The 18,850-nt window shown below is 39.6% G+C and carries 14 protein-coding genes, 1 tRNA gene and 1 pseudogene; 8 read left to right on the forward strand and 8 right to left on the reverse strand.

What is annotated here, in order from left to right:
* Positions 1–54: 54 nt before the first annotated feature.
* The 3 genes from H8B06_RS18800 to gyrA are packed head-to-tail and all read right to left on the reverse strand — an operon-like array spanning position 55 to position 4,911.
* Entirely contained in the window at positions 55–1,239 is a 1,185-nt protein-coding gene (locus tag H8B06_RS18800) for a tetratricopeptide repeat protein (protein ID WP_190995744.1), read from the reverse strand.
* Positions 1,240–1,241: 2 nt separating this feature from the next.
* Positions 1,242–2,396 carry a tetratricopeptide repeat protein gene (locus H8B06_RS18805; protein WP_223857780.1) on the reverse strand — a complete coding sequence of 385 codons (1,155 nt, stop codon included), beginning with the start codon at positions 2,394–2,396 and terminating at the stop codon, positions 1,242–1,244.
* On the reverse strand, positions 2,350–4,911 hold the full coding sequence (gene gyrA / locus H8B06_RS18810) for a DNA gyrase subunit A (RefSeq protein WP_190995745.1): 2,562 nt from the start codon (positions 4,909–4,911) through the stop codon (positions 2,350–2,352). Before gyrA ends, H8B06_RS18805 begins: the two co-directional genes overlap by 47 nt.
* 301 nt (positions 4,912–5,212) lie before the next feature.
* Between gyrA and serC the strand changes: the two genes are divergently transcribed.
* The 5 genes from serC to H8B06_RS18835 all read left to right on the forward strand — a co-directional run bounded on the left by serC (position 5,213) and on the right by H8B06_RS18835 (position 10,137).
* Complete coding sequence (gene serC, locus H8B06_RS18815) at positions 5,213–6,283, forward strand: 3-phosphoserine/phosphohydroxythreonine transaminase (RefSeq protein ID WP_190995824.1); 1,071 nt, start codon at positions 5,213–5,215, stop codon at positions 6,281–6,283.
* Between the two features lie 9 nt (positions 6,284–6,292).
* Complete coding sequence (locus H8B06_RS18820) at positions 6,293–7,240, forward strand: D-2-hydroxyacid dehydrogenase (RefSeq protein WP_190995746.1); 948 nt, start codon at positions 6,293–6,295, stop codon at positions 7,238–7,240.
* A 125-nt stretch (positions 7,241–7,365) separates the two neighbouring features.
* Positions 7,366–8,679, forward strand: a complete 1,314-nt coding sequence (locus H8B06_RS18825; protein WP_190995747.1) for an aspartate kinase — start codon at positions 7,366–7,368, stop codon at positions 8,677–8,679.
* A gap of 95 nt (positions 8,680–8,774) precedes the next feature.
* Complete coding sequence (gene lysA, locus H8B06_RS18830) at positions 8,775–9,950, forward strand: diaminopimelate decarboxylase (protein ID WP_394370034.1); 1,176 nt, start codon at positions 8,775–8,777, stop codon at positions 9,948–9,950.
* Positions 9,951–10,064: 114 nt separating this feature from the next.
* A tRNA-Lys gene (locus tag H8B06_RS18835) sits at positions 10,065–10,137 on the forward strand.
* Between the two features lie 104 nt (positions 10,138–10,241).
* Here the strand turns inward: H8B06_RS18835 and map are convergent.
* Both map and nhaA read right to left on the reverse strand, forming a co-directional pair.
* Positions 10,242–11,048: pseudogene (gene map, locus H8B06_RS18840) on the reverse strand (type I methionyl aminopeptidase).
* Positions 11,038–12,216 carry a Na+/H+ antiporter NhaA gene (gene nhaA, locus H8B06_RS18845; RefSeq protein WP_190995749.1) on the reverse strand — a complete coding sequence of 393 codons (1,179 nt, stop codon included), beginning with the start codon at positions 12,214–12,216 and terminating at the stop codon, positions 11,038–11,040. The pseudogene map and the gene nhaA overlap by 11 nt, the downstream one beginning before the upstream one ends.
* A gap of 176 nt (positions 12,217–12,392) precedes the next feature.
* Here nhaA and H8B06_RS18850 point away from each other — a divergent pair, with 176 nt between their 5' ends.
* On the forward strand, positions 12,393–13,181 hold the full coding sequence (locus H8B06_RS18850) for a helix-turn-helix domain-containing protein (RefSeq protein WP_190995750.1): 789 nt from the start codon (positions 12,393–12,395) through the stop codon (positions 13,179–13,181).
* Positions 13,182–13,323: 142 nt separating this feature from the next.
* Here the strand turns inward: H8B06_RS18850 and H8B06_RS18855 are convergent, their stop codons facing one another.
* Entirely contained in the window at positions 13,324–13,758 is a 435-nt protein-coding gene (locus H8B06_RS18855; protein ID WP_190995751.1) for an SRPBCC domain-containing protein, read from the reverse strand.
* 488 nt (positions 13,759–14,246) lie between these two features.
* On the opposite strand from H8B06_RS18855, the gene H8B06_RS18860 reads away from it, so the two are divergent.
* Complete coding sequence (locus H8B06_RS18860) at positions 14,247–15,464, forward strand: enolase C-terminal domain-like protein (protein WP_190995752.1); 1,218 nt, start codon at positions 14,247–14,249, stop codon at positions 15,462–15,464.
* Positions 15,465–15,521: 57 nt separating this feature from the next.
* Here the strand turns inward: H8B06_RS18860 and H8B06_RS18865 are convergent, their stop codons facing one another.
* Positions 15,522–16,139: an MCP four helix bundle domain-containing protein gene (locus H8B06_RS18865; RefSeq protein ID WP_190995753.1), complete on the reverse strand. Its 618-nt coding sequence runs from the start codon at positions 16,137–16,139 to the stop codon at positions 15,522–15,524.
* Between the two features lie 184 nt (positions 16,140–16,323).
* On the reverse strand, positions 16,324–16,857 hold the full coding sequence (locus H8B06_RS18870) for a dihydrofolate reductase family protein (RefSeq protein WP_190995754.1): 534 nt from the start codon (positions 16,855–16,857) through the stop codon (positions 16,324–16,326).
* Positions 16,858–17,122: 265 nt separating this feature from the next.
* On the opposite strand from H8B06_RS18870, the gene H8B06_RS18875 reads away from it, so the two are divergent.
* Positions 17,123–18,766, forward strand: a complete 1,644-nt coding sequence (locus tag H8B06_RS18875) for a glycoside hydrolase family 32 protein (RefSeq protein WP_190995755.1) — start codon at positions 17,123–17,125, stop codon at positions 18,764–18,766.
* Positions 18,767–18,850 lie beyond the last annotated feature (84 nt).

Consider the following 18,850-nt stretch of genomic DNA (forward strand, 5'->3'; position numbering starts at 1 on the left):
AAAAAGAGCGTTTTAAACGCTCTTTTTTTATGCTGTGTATGAGACAATATATTTTTACTGTAGTGCATCAATCTTAGCTTGTGTTTCGGCTGATTTCTCTTCGTCTTCTAGGAAACTATAATAGCCTCTTAAGCTTCGCAATGCGTCAATATCGTTTGGATCCAGGGAAATTACCTTTTCCAAATAAGGTAAAGCTTCTTTAATCTGCTCTTTAAGTTCGTCTACTTTTGCTTTATAATCACTGTTGGATAACGTGTTATTCTCATTAAGCGCATTTAATTGATTTCCCACCTGGTTGATAATTGTTGCCGAAAGATTTTTATTAGCTTCTAAATAATCGGGATCGAGTTCCACAGCTTTTTTATACGCCTCAACAGCCTTTTCAGTATTATTGGACGCTGAATATGCGGCGCCCAAATAGTAATGCAATGTTTTGTTGCTCGCATCTTTTGCGATTTGATTTTCGATATCCTTGATTATTTTTTCCTCGTTACCGGTTATAAGGTTCATCTCGATATTTTGAAGGGCAAGATCGTTGTCTTCTGGATATTCCGCAGCTGCCTTATCAGAATACGCCAAAGCGTTAGCCGTATCGGCTGTCAAGAGGTATAGTCTTGACAATTCTGTCATGACAGCCTTATGGTTTGAATATTCCTTTTCTGGAACCAATTGCGTGAATTTTTCAATCGCGTTTACATGGTCTTTTGTATTGCTAGCTGCCAATCCAGAATAAAATAGTAAAGTTGTATCTCCCGGACGATAATGCAATGCTCGTTCGAAAGAGGTATAAGCTGTTTTAAAATCTTGACTGTTAAATGCATCGGCACCTTGGTCAAAATTATACTCGCCTAGAATTTGGCCTGCAGCAGTAATATTTTCTTTGTTCTTCCCATCAGTATCCAATTCTGTTGCTTTCTGAATACCTTCTTCTGCTGTTTTTGCTGCTTCTGCAGATTTTTCAGCGGTAGCCAGATTCGCATATACCAACGCATAAATCGTCCAAGTTTCGGGATCTTCTTTCGTTTTGTCATGTGTAATTGCGGCATCAATAGCTTCTTTAGCACTTTCCAAATCTTTTTTACCGAGTTGGGCTAATTGCTCCGAAGCGATATCGCTCCCCTTAAACTCTTGAAATTTCTGCAATCCTGCTTTGGCTTTTCTCAAATTGCCACTTTGAGCGAAAGCAGTAGTTCCTGCCACCACTAATAGCGAAAATAATATTGCTTTTTTAAAATTCATATCTAATTATTTGATAGTTGATTCAATAACAATTTTACGCGATCTAATTGCGCGAGATCTCCTGATCTTTCATAATATAAAGAAAGAGACTTTAATGCATTAACATCATAAGGACGAATTTCGTTTGCTTTTAACAATAAATTTTGTGCCTGATACTGCGCTTCTACATTATCACTATCCTGCAGGAAATTGTTAAGAAAAATGAGTCCTAAAGCGAGATTTGCTTCATAGTTATTTGGTTCAAGCTGCAATATCTTCCCATAGTATCTTTTTGCAATTTCGATATTTCCTACGGATTCGTTTGCATACCCTGCCAAATAATTTAGATCAATATTTTCTGGTTCGTGGGCTACAGCCTCGTCGATAATAGGAGCGATTGCCTTATATTCGTTTCGCTGTGCAAAGAGTTGAACCAAGTTCATCAACACCTGTTTATTTTCTGGAAACTTCGTGCGGGCATCGTGTAATATGTTCAATACGGCTTGACTATCGCCGTTTCTTTTATGTACTTCTGCAAGCTCCAAATAATATTCAACAGGTGCATCGCCTCTTTTTAATAAATTATTGTAGTAAGCTGTTGCTGCGGCGTATTGTTCGGTTTGTGCTGCCAAAAGAGCAAGATTATACGTTACATCATAATTTTGAATGTTGAGATCTCTCACTTTTAGATAACTCTCGTAGGCGCCAGCATAGTCTTCTTTCTCCAGCGCTTTTTTTGCTTTGTAAATATGCGATGCAGCTAGATTTTGCTTGATGTAATTAAATTCAGAAGAATAATTTTCCCAATCGCGCTTTCTTATTTTGTTTACCGATTCATAGGTAATATCAATCGGATCACTCGGATTTTTTATGCTACGCGTAGAATCTGCATATGCCATAGCGCTATATATCATAGCGCGGAGGACATTCACGCGTGCACTATTTGAATCGCGACGGTTTTTGTACGTTTCGTCAATGAATTTTTTTGCACTCTCCAGATTCTTTAAATCACCGGATTGTGTATAGCGCGCAAAACTATTGCTACTTTCTTTATAGTTGGATTGTGCGAAAGTCTGCACGGATCCCAATAACAGCAGGCCCGAAACGATGGCGGGCAAGCATAATCCTAATTTATTCTTCGTTTTCTTCCGCATCTGTTGTGTCATTTGATACGCCATTTTCATCCATGTTTTCATCACCGTTTTCCAACTCTTCCTCTTCCTCACGTTCTACTTTGGTAATCGAGGCTATGGCATCGGTATCTTTCAATGTGATCAGACGTACGCCTTGCGTTGCCCGTCCCATTACACGAAGAGTATCAACACCTATACGGATAACAATGCCAGATTTGTTGATGATCATCAAGTCATCTTCATCGGTTACCCCTTTAATGGCAACTAATTCTCCGGTTTTATCCGTAACATTGATCGTTTTTACCCCCTTACCTCCACGGTTGGTTACGCGGTAATCTTCAATATCAGTACGTTTGCCATAACCTTTTTCAGAAACAACAAGTACTGTTGTGTCCGAATTATCTACAGCAATCATGCCAACTACTTCGTCCACGTCACTAGCCAATGTAATTCCTCTTACTCCTGTAGCTGTTCTCCCCATCGGTCGTACGGTAGACTCGTTGAAACGTATAGCACGTCCCGAGCGCAGCGCCATGACGATTTCGCTATTTCCTGTTGTTAAACAAGCTTCAAGCAATTCATCGCCTTCGTTGATGTTTATTGCGTTTATACCATTTGCACGAGGTCTTGAATACGCCTCTAAAGACGTTTTCTTTATTGTACCTTTTTTCGTACACATGATAATGAAATTATTTTCAAGATACTCTTGATCCTTAAGATTGGTTACTTTGATAAAAGCCCGGATCTTTTCTTCTTTCGGTACGTTGATGATATTCTGCAACGCCCGCCCACGGGAAGTACGACTTCCCTCCGGAATTTCAAAAGCACGTAGCCAGAAACAACGTCCTTGATCGGTGAACAATAACAGATAATTGTGTGCGGAGGCCGTGATAATGTGCTCTGTAAAATCCTCGTCTCGTGTTGTAGAGCCGATGGAGCCTTTACCACCGCGTCCCTGACGGCGATATTCCGTTAAAGGTGTACGTTTTACGTAGGAATTATGCGAAATAGTGATCACAATCTCTTCATCATCGATGAAGTCTTCCATACGCATATCTTCCGCAGAGTGAACAATAACAGAACGTCGCTCGTCACCATATTTCTCTTTTATCTCTAGAAGCTCTTTCTTGATTATTTCCATACGTAGGTCTTCATCCGCAAGTACGGATTTCAAATAATCAATTGTTTTCATGAGCTCTGCATATTCCTCTTTGATTTTATCACGCTCTAGTCCAGTCAAACGGCGAAGCGTCATATCCAAGATTGCACGTGCTTGAATGTCGGTTAAACCAAATCTACTCATCAAGCCTACACGTGCGTCTTCTGGTGTATCAGAGTTACGGATAAGTTTAATGACTTCATCAAGATGGTCAAGCGCAATGAGATATCCTTCTAATATATGTGCTCGTTTTTCCGCCTCTGCTAATTCAAATTTGGTACGTCGAATGACGACCTCATGTCTATGCTCCACAAATTCGTGGATCATGTCTTTCAAGTTCAGCAGCATCGGACGTCCTTTTACTAAGGCGATGTTGTTTACCGAAAACGAGGTTTGTAAAGCCGTATATTTATATAAGTTGTTTAATACAACATTTGCGTTGGCTTCCCGTTTGATTTCATATACAATTCGGAAGCCTTCTCTATCGGATTCATCCCGAATGGTAGCGATGCCCTCAATTTTTTTCTCATTGACGAGCTCCGCTGTCCGCTCAATCATATTCGCTTTATTAACCTGATAAGGTATTTCGGTTACGATAATGCACTCGCGTCCGTTTTTTAGCGTTTCGATTTCGGCTTTGGCACGCATGACGATACGGCCTCTACCGGTTTCACACGCATCCTTTACACCGTTATAGCCATATATTATACCACCTGTTGGAAAATCTGGCCCTTTGATATGTTGCATCAATTCTGCGACTTCGATGTCGCGATTATCGATATAAGCAACGGTACCATTCACCACTTCGGTTAGGTTATGCGGTGCCATATTTGTGGCCATACCCACTGCAATCCCGGAGGCTCCATTTACCAAAAGATTTGGAATACGGGTAGGTAATACCGTAGGTTCTTGTAGGGAATCGTCAAAGTTCAGTTGGAAGTCTACGGTGTCTTTATTGATGTCAGAAAGCATCTCCTCCGATAGTTTCTTCAGACGCGCTTCTGTATAACGCATGGCCGCAGGAGGATCGCCGTCAATAGATCCATAGTTACCTTGTCCATCTACCAGCGGGTAACGCATGCTCCAATCTTGTGCCAGTCGAACCATGGCATCATATACTGAAGAGTCGCCGTGTGGGTGATATTTACCCAACACATCTCCAACGATACGAGCAGATTTTTTGTAAGGTTTGCCACTCGTTACACCTAGGTCTAACATCCCATATAGTACACGTCTGTGTACAGGTTTCAAACCGTCTCTTGCGTCAGGTAAGGCACGAGAAACGATGACCGACATAGAATAATCTATGTAGGCAGACTTCATTTGATCCTCGATATTGATTGGAATGATCCTGTCGTTTGCAGGTACTAGATTGTTTTCGTTTTCTGTTTCTTCAGCCATATTAAAGGTGGTTTCAATAAAACTAAATGTGCCTCTAAAAAAAGATGCACACATCGCAGCGAAGTTACGATTTTTTTTAATAATCACCGCGCGTTTACGCGTCTAAAATATTGGTGAAGGCATACGTTACTAAAATCATGTAAGAAATAAAGCATCTCCGTTAATTCGTTTGTTGTATGTCATTTTTTTATAAAACAAAAGAAATGTTTATTTATTTCTCAATAAAAGTTTCGGAAATATGAAGAAAATTAAAAAATGTGCTATTTTTGCGATTCATTTATTCACATAAAATAAATTCATGATGAAACACAATTTTGGGGCAGGACCATGCATACTTCCAAAGGAAGTATTTCAAGAAGCTTCGCAAGCTGTAATTGATTTCAATAACACTGGGCTTTCCATTCTTGAAATATCGCACCGTTCCAAAGAATTTGAGCAAGTGATTCAAGAAGCAGAGGCTTTGGTACGCGAACTTATGGATGTTCCATCTGACTATTCCGTTTTGTTTTTACAAGGAGGAGCTAGTCAGCAGTTTGCTATGGTTCCGTTGAATCTTTTGCCCGAAGGGGGGAAAGCGGCATATTTGGATACAGGTGTTTGGGCAACAAAGGCTGCAAAAGAAGCATCTAAGGTAGGGCAGGTAGAGATTGTGGCTTCTTCATCCGATAAAAATTATACGTATATTCCTAAAGAGTTTTCGGTACCTTCGGACGCCGCTTATTTCCATTACACATCAAATAACACCATATACGGTACCGAGGTATTTGAAAAACCTAATGTCAATTTGCCGACGGTGGTTGATATGTCATCGGATATATTGAGTCGTGTAATCAATGTTGCTGACTATGATTTGATATATGCTGGAGCACAAAAAAATATGGGGCCAGCGGGTGTTACATTGGTTATTGTAAAGAATGATATTTTAGGAAAAGCAGGGCGCACGATACCGACAATATTGGATTATGAAGCACATGCAAAAGCGGGTTCACTTTACAATACACCTCCGGTCTTCTCTATTTATGTATCGATGTTGAACTTACGATGGTTAAAGGAAAAAGGTGGTATATCGGTTATTGAACAGGAGAATATCATCAAAGCACGTACGTTATACGATGAGATTGAACGGAATCCGTTTTTCAGGGGAACAGCCAATGAAGAAGATCGTTCTCGAATGAATGTGACATTTGTTATGGATACTCCAGAACAGGAAGCTGCTTTCTTGAAACTCGCGCAAGAACGTGGAATGGTGGGCATTAAAGGACACCGTTCAGTAGGCGGTTTCAGAGCATCGATTTACAATGCATTGGGAATTAGTTCCATCAATGCTTTGGTAGATGTGATGAAAGAATTTGAAGAATTGAGTAATAAATAATTTATTTAGATGAAGATATTAGCAAACGACGGTATTGATGCAGCGGGTAAGAAGCTGTTGGAAGATGCCGGATTTGAAGTAGATACTAATCATATTCCGCAAGAAGAACTTGCAGAAAAATTGCAGGCTTATGATGCCATTACGGTACGTAGTGCCACTAAAGTTCGTCAGGCATTGCTTGATGTGTGCCCGAATATTAAAGCTATTGGTCGTGGTGGAGTTGGGATGGATAATATCGATGTCGATTATGCACGCTCGAAAGGTATCGCTGTTATCAACACGCCAGCAGCATCATCCCTATCTGTAGGGGAGCTTGTATTTGCACACCTCTTAAACGGTGTACGCTTTTTGTATGACGCCAACCGCAAGATGCCGATAGAAGGAAACACGAACTTCGCAGGACTTAAAAAAGCTTATGCAAAAGGTGTGGAGTTGAGAGGAAAAACATTAGGCGTCGTTGGATTTGGAAGAATTGGCCGTGAAACAGCTAAGGTAGCACTCGGATTGGGAATGGACGTTATCTACACAGATCTATTTGACGGACCGACATCTTTATCGGTGACGTTTTCCGGTGGAGTTCAAGTCGATTTGCCGGTAAAACAAGTGACTTTCGAAGATGTGTTAAAGCAATCTGATTTCATTACTCTCCATGTTCCTTTCTTAGATAAACCTGCTATAGGAAAAGAAGAGTTTGCATTATTGAAAGACGGTGTAGGATTGGTAAATGCGGCTCGTGGTGGCGTAATAGATGAGCTAGAGTTAGTTGACGCACTTGATTCGGGTAAAGTATCTTTTGCTGCCTTAGATGTGTTTGACAATGAACCAACGCCTAGACAAGAGATTTTGAGTCATCCGAGGATTTCTTTGACGCCCCATATCGGAGCGGCAACAAATGAAGCACAGGAGCGAATCGGGATCGAATTGGCAACGCTGCTTATAGACGCCCTGAAGAAGTAATTCTTCCGCATAAATAATATATGCGGCACAAAAGCAATGGAAAGCATTTGTGCCGCTTTTTTGTGTAAAATAGGTACATTTATAGGTTTTTAGAGAGATCGCAATAGATACTATAATTATAAAAGATGAAAATTCTAAAATTTGGTGGCACATCGGTGGGGAGTGCCCAACGTATTAAAGGGTTGTTGGATATTGTAAACCCTACGGATCGCCAGATTGTTGTATTGTCGGCAGTAGCTGGTACAACAAATGCATTGGTAGAAATAGGTCATGCCTTTTTAGCAGGAAAGACAGAAGAGGCGTTGGATTTAATCGCGCAACATAAGACTAAGTACGAGGAATTAATAAAGGAACTTTTTGCTACGGAGCAAGGGCTTGAAAAAGGAAAGAACCTGATTGATTATCACTTTAATTACATTGCCTCTTTGGGTAATGAGATGTTTACACCTATCGAGGAAAAAATCACTTTGGCACAGGGCGAGCTGTTGTCTACCACCTTGTTCCATTTTCATTTAGAAGAAATCGGTGTCCCATCGGTATTGTTACCGGCGTTGGATTTTATGAAAATAGATGAGGACAATGAACCTATGGTGCCCCATATCGGAGAGAAACTTGCTGCTTTGTTGGCAAACTATCCCGATAATACCTTGTTTATTACACAAGGTTATATTTGCCGTAATTCGTTTGGTGAAATCGACAATTTGCGTCGTGGCGGGTCAGATTATACAGCGTCTCTTATTGGTGCTGCTATCCAGGCAGATGAAGTCCAAATATGGACGGATATTGATGGTATGCACAATAACGATCCGCGTGTCGTAAAAGGAACGCAACCAATCGCACATCTGAGTTTTGATGAGGCGGCGGAGTTAGCTTATTTTGGAGCGAAGATCTTACACCCACAGAGCGTTTTCCCTGCGCAGCGGTACAATGTACCTGTGCGTTTGTTGAATACAATGGATCCACAGGCAGCTGGTACTTTGATAAGCAAAGAGGGGGGGACTAATGGACAAATTAGAGCTATTGCTGCAAAAGATGGAATTACGGCTATTCATATCCATTCTTCCCGTATGTTACTGGCTTATGGTTTCTTGCGCAAGATATTTGAGATATTTGAACGTTATAAAACACCTATCGATATGATTACAACATCGGAGGTTGCTGTTTCATTAACGGTGGACGATACCCGAAATCTGGAAGATATTATCAAAGAAGTAGAAGATTTTGGTTCTGTACACGTAGATCATGATCAGACTATTGTTTGTGTTGTAGGGGATTTTAGTGCTAATACACATGGTTACGCCGCTAAGGTATTGGATGCGATTAAGCATCTTCCTTTGCGTATGATTTCTTATGGAGGATCGGATTATAACGTTTCTATTCTGTTGGATGCTAGTCATAAAACGGAAGCACTGCGTTCCTTACATAACAGATTGTTTTAAGACATAACGGGTTATTACAAGGACGATATTTGCAGTCGTCCGTGGAATAGAAATAGGGGCAATTGCCAATCATTACAAAGACAAAAGATTATATGTTGTTTAATAATAGTCAGCTAGAAAGAATCAAAGAATTAGAAACGCCATTCTACTACTACGACCTTAATTTATTGGACGAAACATTAGAGCAAGCGAAACGTGCGGCAGATAAACGGGGGTTTCATGTGCATTATGCATTGAAAGCTAACTTTAACGACCGGGTACTATCTGTGATTCAATCCAAGGGATTCGGAGCCGATTGTGTAAGTGGAAACGAAGTACAAAAAGCAATTGATCTGGGATTTGCTGCGGATAAAATTACATTTGCGGGTGTAGGTAAATCGGATAAAGAAATTATCTTGTCGTTGCAGCATGATATCTTTGCTTTTAATGTCGAATCGATTCAAGAGATGGAAGTCATCAACGAGCTGGCGGGTAAGCTCTGTGTTATTGCCAAGGTGTCATTGCGGATTAATCCAAATGTTGATGCGAACACACATCATTATATCACCACAGGTCTTGATGAGAATAAGTTTGGAGTTCCGACTTCTGAATTGGAGCAAGCGGCTTCCGTTATCCGCGAGGCGCAATATGTGGAACTCGTGGGATTACACTTCCACGTTGGCTCTCAGATTACCGATATGAATGTCTTTAAGAGTCTATGTGTTAAAGTAAATGAGTGGAAAAACTGGTTTGAAGAGCGGGGAACACAAATCAAAGTATTGAATGTTGGTGGTGGTTTAGGGGTAGATTATCAGCATCCAGACGAGAATCCGATTCCTGATTTTGAGACATACTTTGATATATTTGATCGGTTTTTGGAACGAAATGCACACCAAGAAGTTCATTTTGAATTGGGACGAGCATTAGTAGCACAATCTGGATCACTTATTACCAAAGTTTTATATACCAAAAGTGGTGTAAAAAAACACTTTTTAGTGGTCGATGCCGGTATGACGGAACTGATGAGACCGGCTTTATATCAGGCATATCACAAAATAGAACGTATAGAAGCCGGTGAAGATGCGGTTATCCCATATGATGTTGTAGGACCGATCTGCGAAAGCTCTGATTGTTTTGGTAAAGAAGTGCCATTGCCGAAATCAGAGCGGGGAGACTTGATTGCTATCCGGACAGCCGGTGCCTATGGTGAGGTGATGGCCTCGCGCTACAATTTACGCGATGAGATCCGTTATGTGTATAGCGACGTATTAAATTTATCCCCCTCACTATGAATGGGTTTTTGTTTTTCTGAAAAAAAGAGATGAAGAATGTTTGCATTTTAAATCGAAATTCCTACTTTTGCATCACTTCAAACAACGAAGCTATGCTTTAGAAAAACGAAGTAAGATTCCGTAGCTCAGCTGGTAGAGCAATACACTTTTAATGTATGGGTCCTGGGTTCGAATCCCAGCGGGATCACAAACAAAAGCTCAATCGAAAGATTGGGCTTTTTTTGTTAACTGGGATGAGAACAGAAGGGTTGGGATGGGTTCGATTCTTGAAGGCTCAGTCAACCCTCAGTATTATTCCAATCGATAGTACGATGAGTTAAGATTTGTGTTAGACTTTTCTGCTCTTTCTATTACTCCAAAATCCGTCAGTAACAAGGGTGAACCTTTCTTTATACAAACCATCTGTTCGAAATGAACAGATGGTTTGCTGTCTATCGTGTAGATTGTCCATTTGTCATCTCCTGTAAAAACCTTTTCCGTTCCTAAATTAATCATAGGCTCAATGGCAATCACTACGTTTTCTTTTAACAATTTTCCTTTTCCTTTTCGTCCAAAGTTAGGTACGTCTGGTTCTTCATGTAGATTTCTTCCCAATCCGTGACCGACTAAATCTTTGACAATGCCATATCCATGTGGTTCAATATGCTATTGGATTGCAAAGCTAATGTCTCCAACTCTATTGCCATGTACCGCTTTCTCGATGCCTTTTGTGAGTGACGTTTTGGTAACTGCTACAAGTTTTAATACTTCATCCGGAACTTCACCAACAATAAACGAGTAGGCTTGGTCTCCATGAAAGCCATTTTTATAGGCACCAACATCCAAAGACACAATATCTCCATCGGCGATCGGTTTTTTACTAGGTAAACCATGTACAACAGCATTATTGACCGATATACAAATATGGAAAGGATAACCACCGTGATTATGAAATGATGGTATTGCTCCGTGATCACGGATAAATTCATTTGCATGTTTGTCTAATTCCAACGTGGTAATTCCTGACTTTATAATTGCGGCAAGAGAAGCCAATGTTGTACTAACCAACATCCCGCTTTGTGCCATCAATTCTATTTCTTCCTTCGTTTTACAATACATATTGTTGTTCTTTTAAATTTACTTTTGACCTGTTTAATAAAGTATAACCGATTATTCCCGAAATTAAAGAAGCTATTAAGATGGAGAATTTTGCTTCTTCTATAAGCAGGTTATCTGTAAATGACAGCAGAGAAATAAAAATAGCCATCGTAAAACCAACCCCAGCTAATGAACCTACTCCGATGATGTGCATCCAATTAGCTTCTGCAGGAAGTTGTGCAATATGGAGTTTTATAGCTAGCTTAGACATTAAAAATATTCCTAGTGGTTTACCCACACAAAGACCCAAAATAATCCCAATTCCCAAAGGAGAAAATAATCCGTCCAACATAGACGTCTCAAAACGGATATTGGTATTTGCAAGTGCAAATAGAGGTATAATCACAAAGTTTATAGGATTTATCAACGCATGTTCTAATCTTAATAAAGGCGAGCTATCCCGCTCTTTGGTTTTTGCAGGAATCATCATTGCTGTTAGTACGCCAGCTATTGTAGCATGTATGCCTGAGTGATGGATAAAGTACCAAATAAACAGACCGGGTATAAGATAAAAGGAGAGATGGCGAATGCCTATTTTATTAAAGACATAAAGTATAAGCAGTAGTACACCTGCATAAACAAGATATATAATGTGTAACTCCGTGGAATAGAAGAGGGCAATCACCAAAATAGCAATCAAGTCATCTACGATTGCTAATGCAGATAGAAAAATCTTCAATGATAATGGAGCTTTTTTTCCCAACATAGCAAGGATGGCAAGTGCAAAGGCAATGTCGGTAGCCATAGGAATACCCCAACCCCTGCCTGTGTCTGTACCCTGATTTATAATCATATAAATAAGTGCCGGAACAATCGCTCCGCCGAAAGCACATAGTATGGGTAACGATGCTAGGCGTAGAGTGGAAAGCCCGCCATCTAACACTTCTCTTTTAATCTCAAGACCTACCAATAGGAAAAATATTGTCATAAGTCCATCGTTTATCCAAAGAGCAACCGAATATTTTAAATGGATGTTGGGTGTCTCGTATCCGAGTGGATAATTTAAAAGCCTATCAAAAGATGTCCCAAGAAATGAATTTGAAATTCCTAAAGAAATTAGAACATAAATGAAGAGTAAAATTCCTGCACCGGATGGGGATTGAAAAAATATTTTTAACGTTTTAAGCATAGTAATGTTTACCTTAATTCAATGCAAACAAAACTACCTATATACTAAACGGTGTAAAAGTAAAAATCGGACACTTATAAGCGACTAAATACGTTTTATTTCGTATATTGCATATTGATATGCCCATAAATTTTCTGCGAAATATTAAATTTTCCGTGTCTTCTGCATCGAATCCGATGAGAAGACAGAACGATGTCGTATATCAGCAACTGAAAACCGAGCATATCGTGGGAGCGTATGTTTTTCCCTGTAAAGATTTAAGGTCCAATCAGCCGTTATTTAATGACGGGCTTCCGTCACTTATTTTCATGCCGCGAAAATCAGATGCCGTTCGCTTAAATGAAAAAGGAGAAGCAACAAAATTCAACGCTGCCTGGGTCTGTTGTGGCGTAATCAAAAATACATATTGGGAAGTGCCGTCGGGTCTCGAATATATTTTAGTTTTGCGTTTTAAACCATCGTCTTTTTATTCCATATTTAAGGTTGACCCATCTGCTTTTCATGCTAGGCCCATTCGTAATTTGGCAGATATCTTAGATGAAAACTGGATGCAGATCTTTGACAAGATGTATGAAAAGAAAATATTGTCCGAAAGAATTTCCTTTTTAGATGATGTTTTTTCGTCGTTTAAAACGGATGATTGCTTTCCCCATATATTAAGCACTGCTGTCGAATATATCGAAGCAAAAAAAGGTAATATTACCGTGTCAGACGTTCTTCACAAATTAGGTAAAAAGGTTAATTCAAAATGGTTGCATAGGAACTTTGTAAAATACATTGGGATTTCCCCCAAAAAGTATATTTCATTGCAACGGTTTATCTATACTTATGGTCAGTACGAAAAAAGTAAATCGGAGAATTTATTTGATTTGGCTTTGATTTCGGGATATTATGACTATAACCATTTTTTTAAAGATTTTAAACAATATATAGGTGTGGCACCATCTAAATATGCTTGGGAGTAGATCTTTCCTATCTAGGAATAAATAAATACCCACACGTCTAGACTTCAACACTTGCATATAGTAGATTACGTAGCGTTAAAAAGAACTTTTGCAACGTTGGTATGCGTACAAAAACCAATAGAAACGGCATGTTTAACGAGAATCAAAGAGCGTAGTCAAAAGCGCCTTTACGAAGTTGAATCCCATATTCCAGATAAGCTTTCATACAGTCGAGGAAGTTTCCCCAACCAAATGTGTTGTCGGTAAGCCATTTGATATTTTTCTCGTTTAGTTGTTTCTCACCTTCGGTAACTTTTACGACCGTGCTTTTGTCAGGTTGTTCTTCCAATGTAATACGCACGACGGTTTCCTCATCCCACACAAATTCAATGAATTTGTTAGGTTGTACTTCTGTAACTTTCACCGGAAATTTACCTGGGAAATCTCCAAACTCCCATAAAAGTTCCTTACCTGTTTCCATACGGCCTGTGCTTTCAGAAATAAAATACTTCGTCATTTTCTCAGGATTTACTATAGCTTCAAAAACTTCGTGTATCTGTTTTTGGATTTGTAGAGTAGCTTTTGCGGTAAGTTTCATAGCAAATTTTATTAAATGGGGGGCTTCCATAAATTTGGAATCCAACAAATGTAAAAAGGCTGATGTAAACTTAAGTTGCCTTATGGCAAGAAAATATTTTCTTAAAAAGTCGGATCAAAATAATGTGTTAATTCTTTAAATGAACTAAATTTTAAGTCGTATTTTTTTGCTTCGCCAAATCCATAGTCAACAAACACAAAAGGAATGTTGGCGATTTACATTTATTAAGTTAAGCATTAGCCTGAATAACAAATCTACTTAAAAAAACTGATGCTTATTACAGTTTGATAATTTTCAGATCGTGGCTATCATTATAGGTTTTTATAGCGCTGTTGTATTGGCATTACAAAGTTTCAGCAAGAGGTTCAACAATCTAGAACGGACAAGCACAAAAACTGGAAATTGAGACAAAACGTAGATAAATTGACACCGTGTTATTGTAAGACGTATCCATTTTAATTGTACCTTTAATGTAAAATAAACCCAGTATGAAAAGAAGAACATTTTTACAAGCGCTCCAAGTAGGTGTCGCATCAGCTATGCTGTTCAATGGCAAAAGTCATGGAATGGATTTAACTTCACTGATAGATAGGACGTCGGCAGACAAGGAGTTGGCCTACCATCGAATTCAGGAGATCAAGTTTTCAACAGTAAAGCTGAATTATCCGCGATTAGTTGGGAAAAATGCTCGTCTCGACCTCCATGGTTACGGACCAACTGTAGAAATATGTTGCATAATAACAGACAAAGGTGCTATGGGATGGGCCTCGTTACGTGGATCAAAACGCGATGCTGAAAAGATAGTAAACGAACTTATTGGCAAAAAGGTATCGGAGGTATTTGCAACCCATATCGGTACGTTACAGGAAAGATATATTCCCTTCGATATGGCTCTTCATGATCTCGCAGGAATCATTTTACAAAAGCCTGTATATGCGCTACTCGGAAAAGAAAAGCCGCTTATTACAGATTACTATAGCGGCATGATCTATTTTGATGATCTAGAGCCCGCCGACAAACCGGCCGGGATCGATCGTATATTGGAAGAATGTCGCTATGACTATGGTGTAGGATACAGACAGTTCAAGTTGAAAATCGGCCGTGGTCATAAATGGATGCCTTTTGAGGAAGGCTTACGACGGGATATCGAAGTTACCAAGGCGGTGAATGAAGCTTTTCCTGACTGTGAAATCCTAGTAGACGGCAATAATGGATTTTCAGCTGATCAGTTTATTGCATATCTTAAGGGTATATCTGGAACGAAACTGTTTTGGATAGAAGAACCTTTTCACGAGACCGTTGCGGACTACCAGAAGCTACGTCATTATATACGAGAGGAGGGGATAGAAACATTGTTGGCGGACGGTGAGGCAGATCCTGATCAACAATTTTTAAAGGAGCTGATTCAGCAAAAACTACTGGATGTTCACCTAACAGACATTGAAGGACTTGGATTCACCAATTGGCGAAGATTGATGCCCGAGCTCCAAAAGTTAGGTGCACAGGCGTCACCGCACGCTTGGGGATCACTTCTCAAAACCAACTATACGGCGCATTTGGCTGGTGGATTAGGCAATACGGTTACCATCGAAGGGGTAACGAGCTCATCTGATGACGTGGATCTTTCCGGGTACACAATCCGAAAAGGTAAATTAATCCCACCATCGACACCAGGTTTTGGTATGCCATTGTTGAAGAAAATATAACGGTCGTTATATGGAGAGGTTCAATACTTTTGATTTTGCTTATACCGTCGGTTTTAGCTAGTTCAGATTTTCATTTTTAGGCTTTCTGACACTCATCATTGTCTTTGAAGCAAACACGAGTGCTTGGATGATCACAGCAATGACGATGAGAATAGCTAACTCCAAATACGAGAGTATGTTGGAGAAAGAAGTCATATGGAGTACATCGTCTAATTGGTTTTTTCCTTCCTCTACTTGTATGGAGGAAAGAGTTTGCAATGTGTCTCCGGCATCACGTGCGGCTAATAGAGCCGACGAATAATCGCCAATTTTGTTATTTCGGGATATGGTTTGACACAGCTGTTTGAAAACTTCAAAATTAGTTCTTTCTATGTCCGTAAGAATCGTTTTTTCGTATAATTCATTTAATGCGGTTACATCGGTTAGGTGATCGTTTATCCGGGCACTGATCTTTTCATCTTCCTTTTCCAAGATGGTGATGATGCCCTCCATTTGCTTTGACAATTGTAGGATATATTGTGCGACGACAAGCCGATCTTCGTAAATGGAGGTAACCGCTGTACTTATCCGCGTGGCGATCCGTTGTTCACGCATATTGGTCAGCATTACCAGACCGATTACGGTGAATAATAATATCGCCGCCGTCATTTTCTGTTTAATCGCAAATGTCCACATAATCCTCAATTTAACCGACAACGTCATGCATCAGGTTCATAAAGCAGACAATTTAAGGAATTATTTCAAAAAACTATCATGCATAGTCACAGAGAAACGGAATAAAACTAGAGATTAACGATGATTTTAAAAAAAGATATCCGACATATATCAATTGTAATACAAACTGGTGACGGTTGGTTGTTTATTTTTTTCGTTTGTAATGCAGTTGTGTCAATCCTGTTTCAAATGTTTTTGCTGTTATGAATTCAAGCGTTTGTTCAGGTCTGCCGTCCTTGAAAAGTCTCGTTCCATCACCCAACAAAACCGGTACAACCGAAATTATAAACTCGTCTATTAAGTCGTGTTTCAATAGATCATTTATTACTTCCGCACCGCCATCACAATAAATATTCTTTCCGTTCTCGGACTTTAGCTGTTTAACTAATTCGGACAAATCTCCCGTATAAAATGTCGTTCTTCCTACACTTGGTTTTTCGGTTCTTGTTATGACATAAACATCTCGATGTCCATTGTCGTAATGAGACAAGCCGATTTCCCCAAGCACATAATCATAGGTTCTTCGCCCAATAATTAATGTATCAATCGTATCTGTAAATTTCGTATAACCATAGTCTTCTCCTTCTTTTTCAACGCTTTTTAAGAAACTAAGGTCGTCATTGGGTCCAGCAATATAGCCATCTAAACTTGTTGCAATGAAAAGTGATATCTTTCGCATCTATTTTTAAATTTAATCTCTCCTGTCAATTTCTGTGTAATTGTAACTTTTTTTGATTTAAAACCTATCATTTAAGTTTTATAATTCGCTTATTTATACAAGGAAAAGTAAGAATCTCGTTCGTTTTAGCCGCTTTTTTTGTGTAAATTTTTGCTTTTTACTCATAGCTTAATGGTATTGTTAGTAGTTCATTCTATCAAAAAAGATAGTAACAAACTTTTTTCCTTTTTTAGTAACTTTAAACAAAACTAAAAATTTTTAAAACATGACAACGACCCTGTTAAGTGTGTTTTCTGCCATACTATTGATAGTATCAAGCTTGTCTTCTTTAGCGGGAGAGATCCAGATTAAAATAAACAAAAAGTATCTTAATTTCCCCATTTCCCATGCGCAAGACCGTGCTCAAATGGTCTTTATGGCGAATGATATTCCTGATCTCGCTGTCGTCATACGTTTGGCGCCAAGTGATCCAGACTATTGGGTGTTTAAAGATGTCTCAGATCTGCAAGGTAAAGTCTTGACAATCCGTTATGAAGGAAGTCAACAAGCGTTGTCTCAGATTTATCAAGATGATTCGATTGCCGGACAAGATAGCTTATATAAAGAATCTAAGCGTCCTCAGTTTCACTTTACCACGAAACGAGGTTGGATTAACGATCCAAATGGACTGGTTTATCACGATGGGGAATATCATCTTTATTATCAACATAATCCCTACGAGCGGGAGTGGGAAAACATGCACTGGGGGCACGCTGTTAGCAAAGACCTTGTCCATTGGGAGGAACTACCGGTGGCTCTCTTTCCAGATGAGCTGGGCACAATGTACTCTGGATCTGCCGTCGTTGATTACGAGAATACGGCAGGATATAATCAGCAAGACAAGCCCGCTATGGTTATCGCGTATACAGCAGCAGCGCCAGACCGACAAACCCAGTGTATAGCATACAGCCTTGATAACGGCAGAACGTTTAGAAAGTATGAAGGAAATCCTGTGATTGACTCAAAGGATACGTGGAACAGTGTTGATACTAGAGATCCAAAAGTATTTTGGTATAGTCCTTCAGACCATTGGGTCATGGTGTTGAATGAACGTGATGGACATTCCATATATACGTCCAAAAACCTGAAGGAGTGGCACTATGAGAGTCATGTTACCGGTTTTTGGGAATGCCCAGAACTATTTGAATTGCCTATTGACGGAGACGCTACAAATACCAAATGGGTAATGTATGGTGCGTCGGGGACGTATATGATCGGTAATTTCAATGGTAAGCAGTTCATACCCGAGCGAGGAAAGTATCAATTCACTACTGGCTCGATATACGCTGCGCAGACCTTTACCAATATGTCTGATAACCGACGTGTACAGATTGGCTGGGGGCGTGTTAAACATCCCGGTATGCCCTTTAACGGTATGATGCTGCTTCCTACAGAATTAACTTTACGTACGACCAGGGATGGCCTTCGATTATTTAGCGAGCCGACAGAGGAAATAGAGCAACTGTTTACACCTTTGCAACAATGGACAAACCTGACATCCGAAAAAGCCAACGAACTACTGGTCGTATGGAACAGTGAAGATTGTTTGCGTATTAGGACTACTTTAGTGCTTTCCCATGCTACCAGTGCAGGAATTAGTTTCTTTGGCCAGCATATACTAGATTATGACCTAAATGGTAACAAGGTGAATGGTGTCTTCTATTCGCCGGATGATATGACCAGCATGGAGATTTCGGCAGATATTTATATTGATAAGACCAATGTTGAGGTCTTTATCGACGGAGGAGCATATTCTTATTCGTTCGAACGAAAGTTTCCTACCAATGGTCCGGAAGGATTGAATTTCTGGGGAAATAATATTGAAGTGAAAAATCTAGAACTGTTTCGTATAGCATCTATCTGGGACTGATCATTTATTTGTTTCCTAATTTATCTTTTTATTTTCGATGATGGTATTTATGAATTGTCGTTCATCATCGAAATAATGCCGCAG

It is taken from the genome of Sphingobacterium micropteri, assembly GCF_014692515.1.
Lineage (GTDB): Bacteria > Bacteroidota > Bacteroidia > Sphingobacteriales > Sphingobacteriaceae > Sphingobacterium > Sphingobacterium micropteri.

Excerpts from the sequence above, each read along its gene's own strand:
- H8B06_RS18800 (WP_190995744.1), bottom strand. The coding sequence starts at position 1,239 with ATGAATTTTAAAAAAGCAATATTATTTTCGCTATTAGTGGTGGCAGGA.
- H8B06_RS18805 (WP_223857780.1), bottom strand. The coding sequence starts at position 2,396 with ATGGCGTATCAAATGACACAACAGATGCGGAAGAAAACGAAGAATAAA.
- gyrA (WP_190995745.1), bottom strand. The coding sequence starts at position 4,911 with ATGGCTGAAGAAACAGAAAACGAAAACAATCTAGTACCTGCAAACGAC.
- serC (WP_190995824.1), top strand. The coding sequence starts at position 5,213 with ATGAAACACAATTTTGGGGCAGGACCATGCATACTTCCAAAGGAAGTA.
- H8B06_RS18820 (WP_190995746.1), top strand. The coding sequence starts at position 6,293 with ATGAAGATATTAGCAAACGACGGTATTGATGCAGCGGGTAAGAAGCTG.
- H8B06_RS18825 (WP_190995747.1), top strand. The coding sequence starts at position 7,366 with ATGAAAATTCTAAAATTTGGTGGCACATCGGTGGGGAGTGCCCAACGT.
- nhaA (WP_190995749.1), bottom strand. The coding sequence starts at position 12,216 with ATGCTTAAAACGTTAAAAATATTTTTTCAATCCCCATCCGGTGCAGGA.
- H8B06_RS18850 (WP_190995750.1), top strand. The coding sequence starts at position 12,393 with ATGAGAAGACAGAACGATGTCGTATATCAGCAACTGAAAACCGAGCAT.
- H8B06_RS18855 (WP_190995751.1), bottom strand. The coding sequence starts at position 13,758 with ATGAAACTTACCGCAAAAGCTACTCTACAAATCCAAAAACAGATACAC.
- H8B06_RS18860 (WP_190995752.1), top strand. The coding sequence starts at position 14,247 with ATGAAAAGAAGAACATTTTTACAAGCGCTCCAAGTAGGTGTCGCATCA.
- H8B06_RS18865 (WP_190995753.1), bottom strand. The coding sequence starts at position 16,139 with ATGTGGACATTTGCGATTAAACAGAAAATGACGGCGGCGATATTATTA.
- H8B06_RS18870 (WP_190995754.1), bottom strand. The coding sequence starts at position 16,857 with ATGCGAAAGATATCACTTTTCATTGCAACAAGTTTAGATGGCTATATT.
- H8B06_RS18875 (WP_190995755.1), top strand. The coding sequence starts at position 17,123 with ATGACAACGACCCTGTTAAGTGTGTTTTCTGCCATACTATTGATAGTA.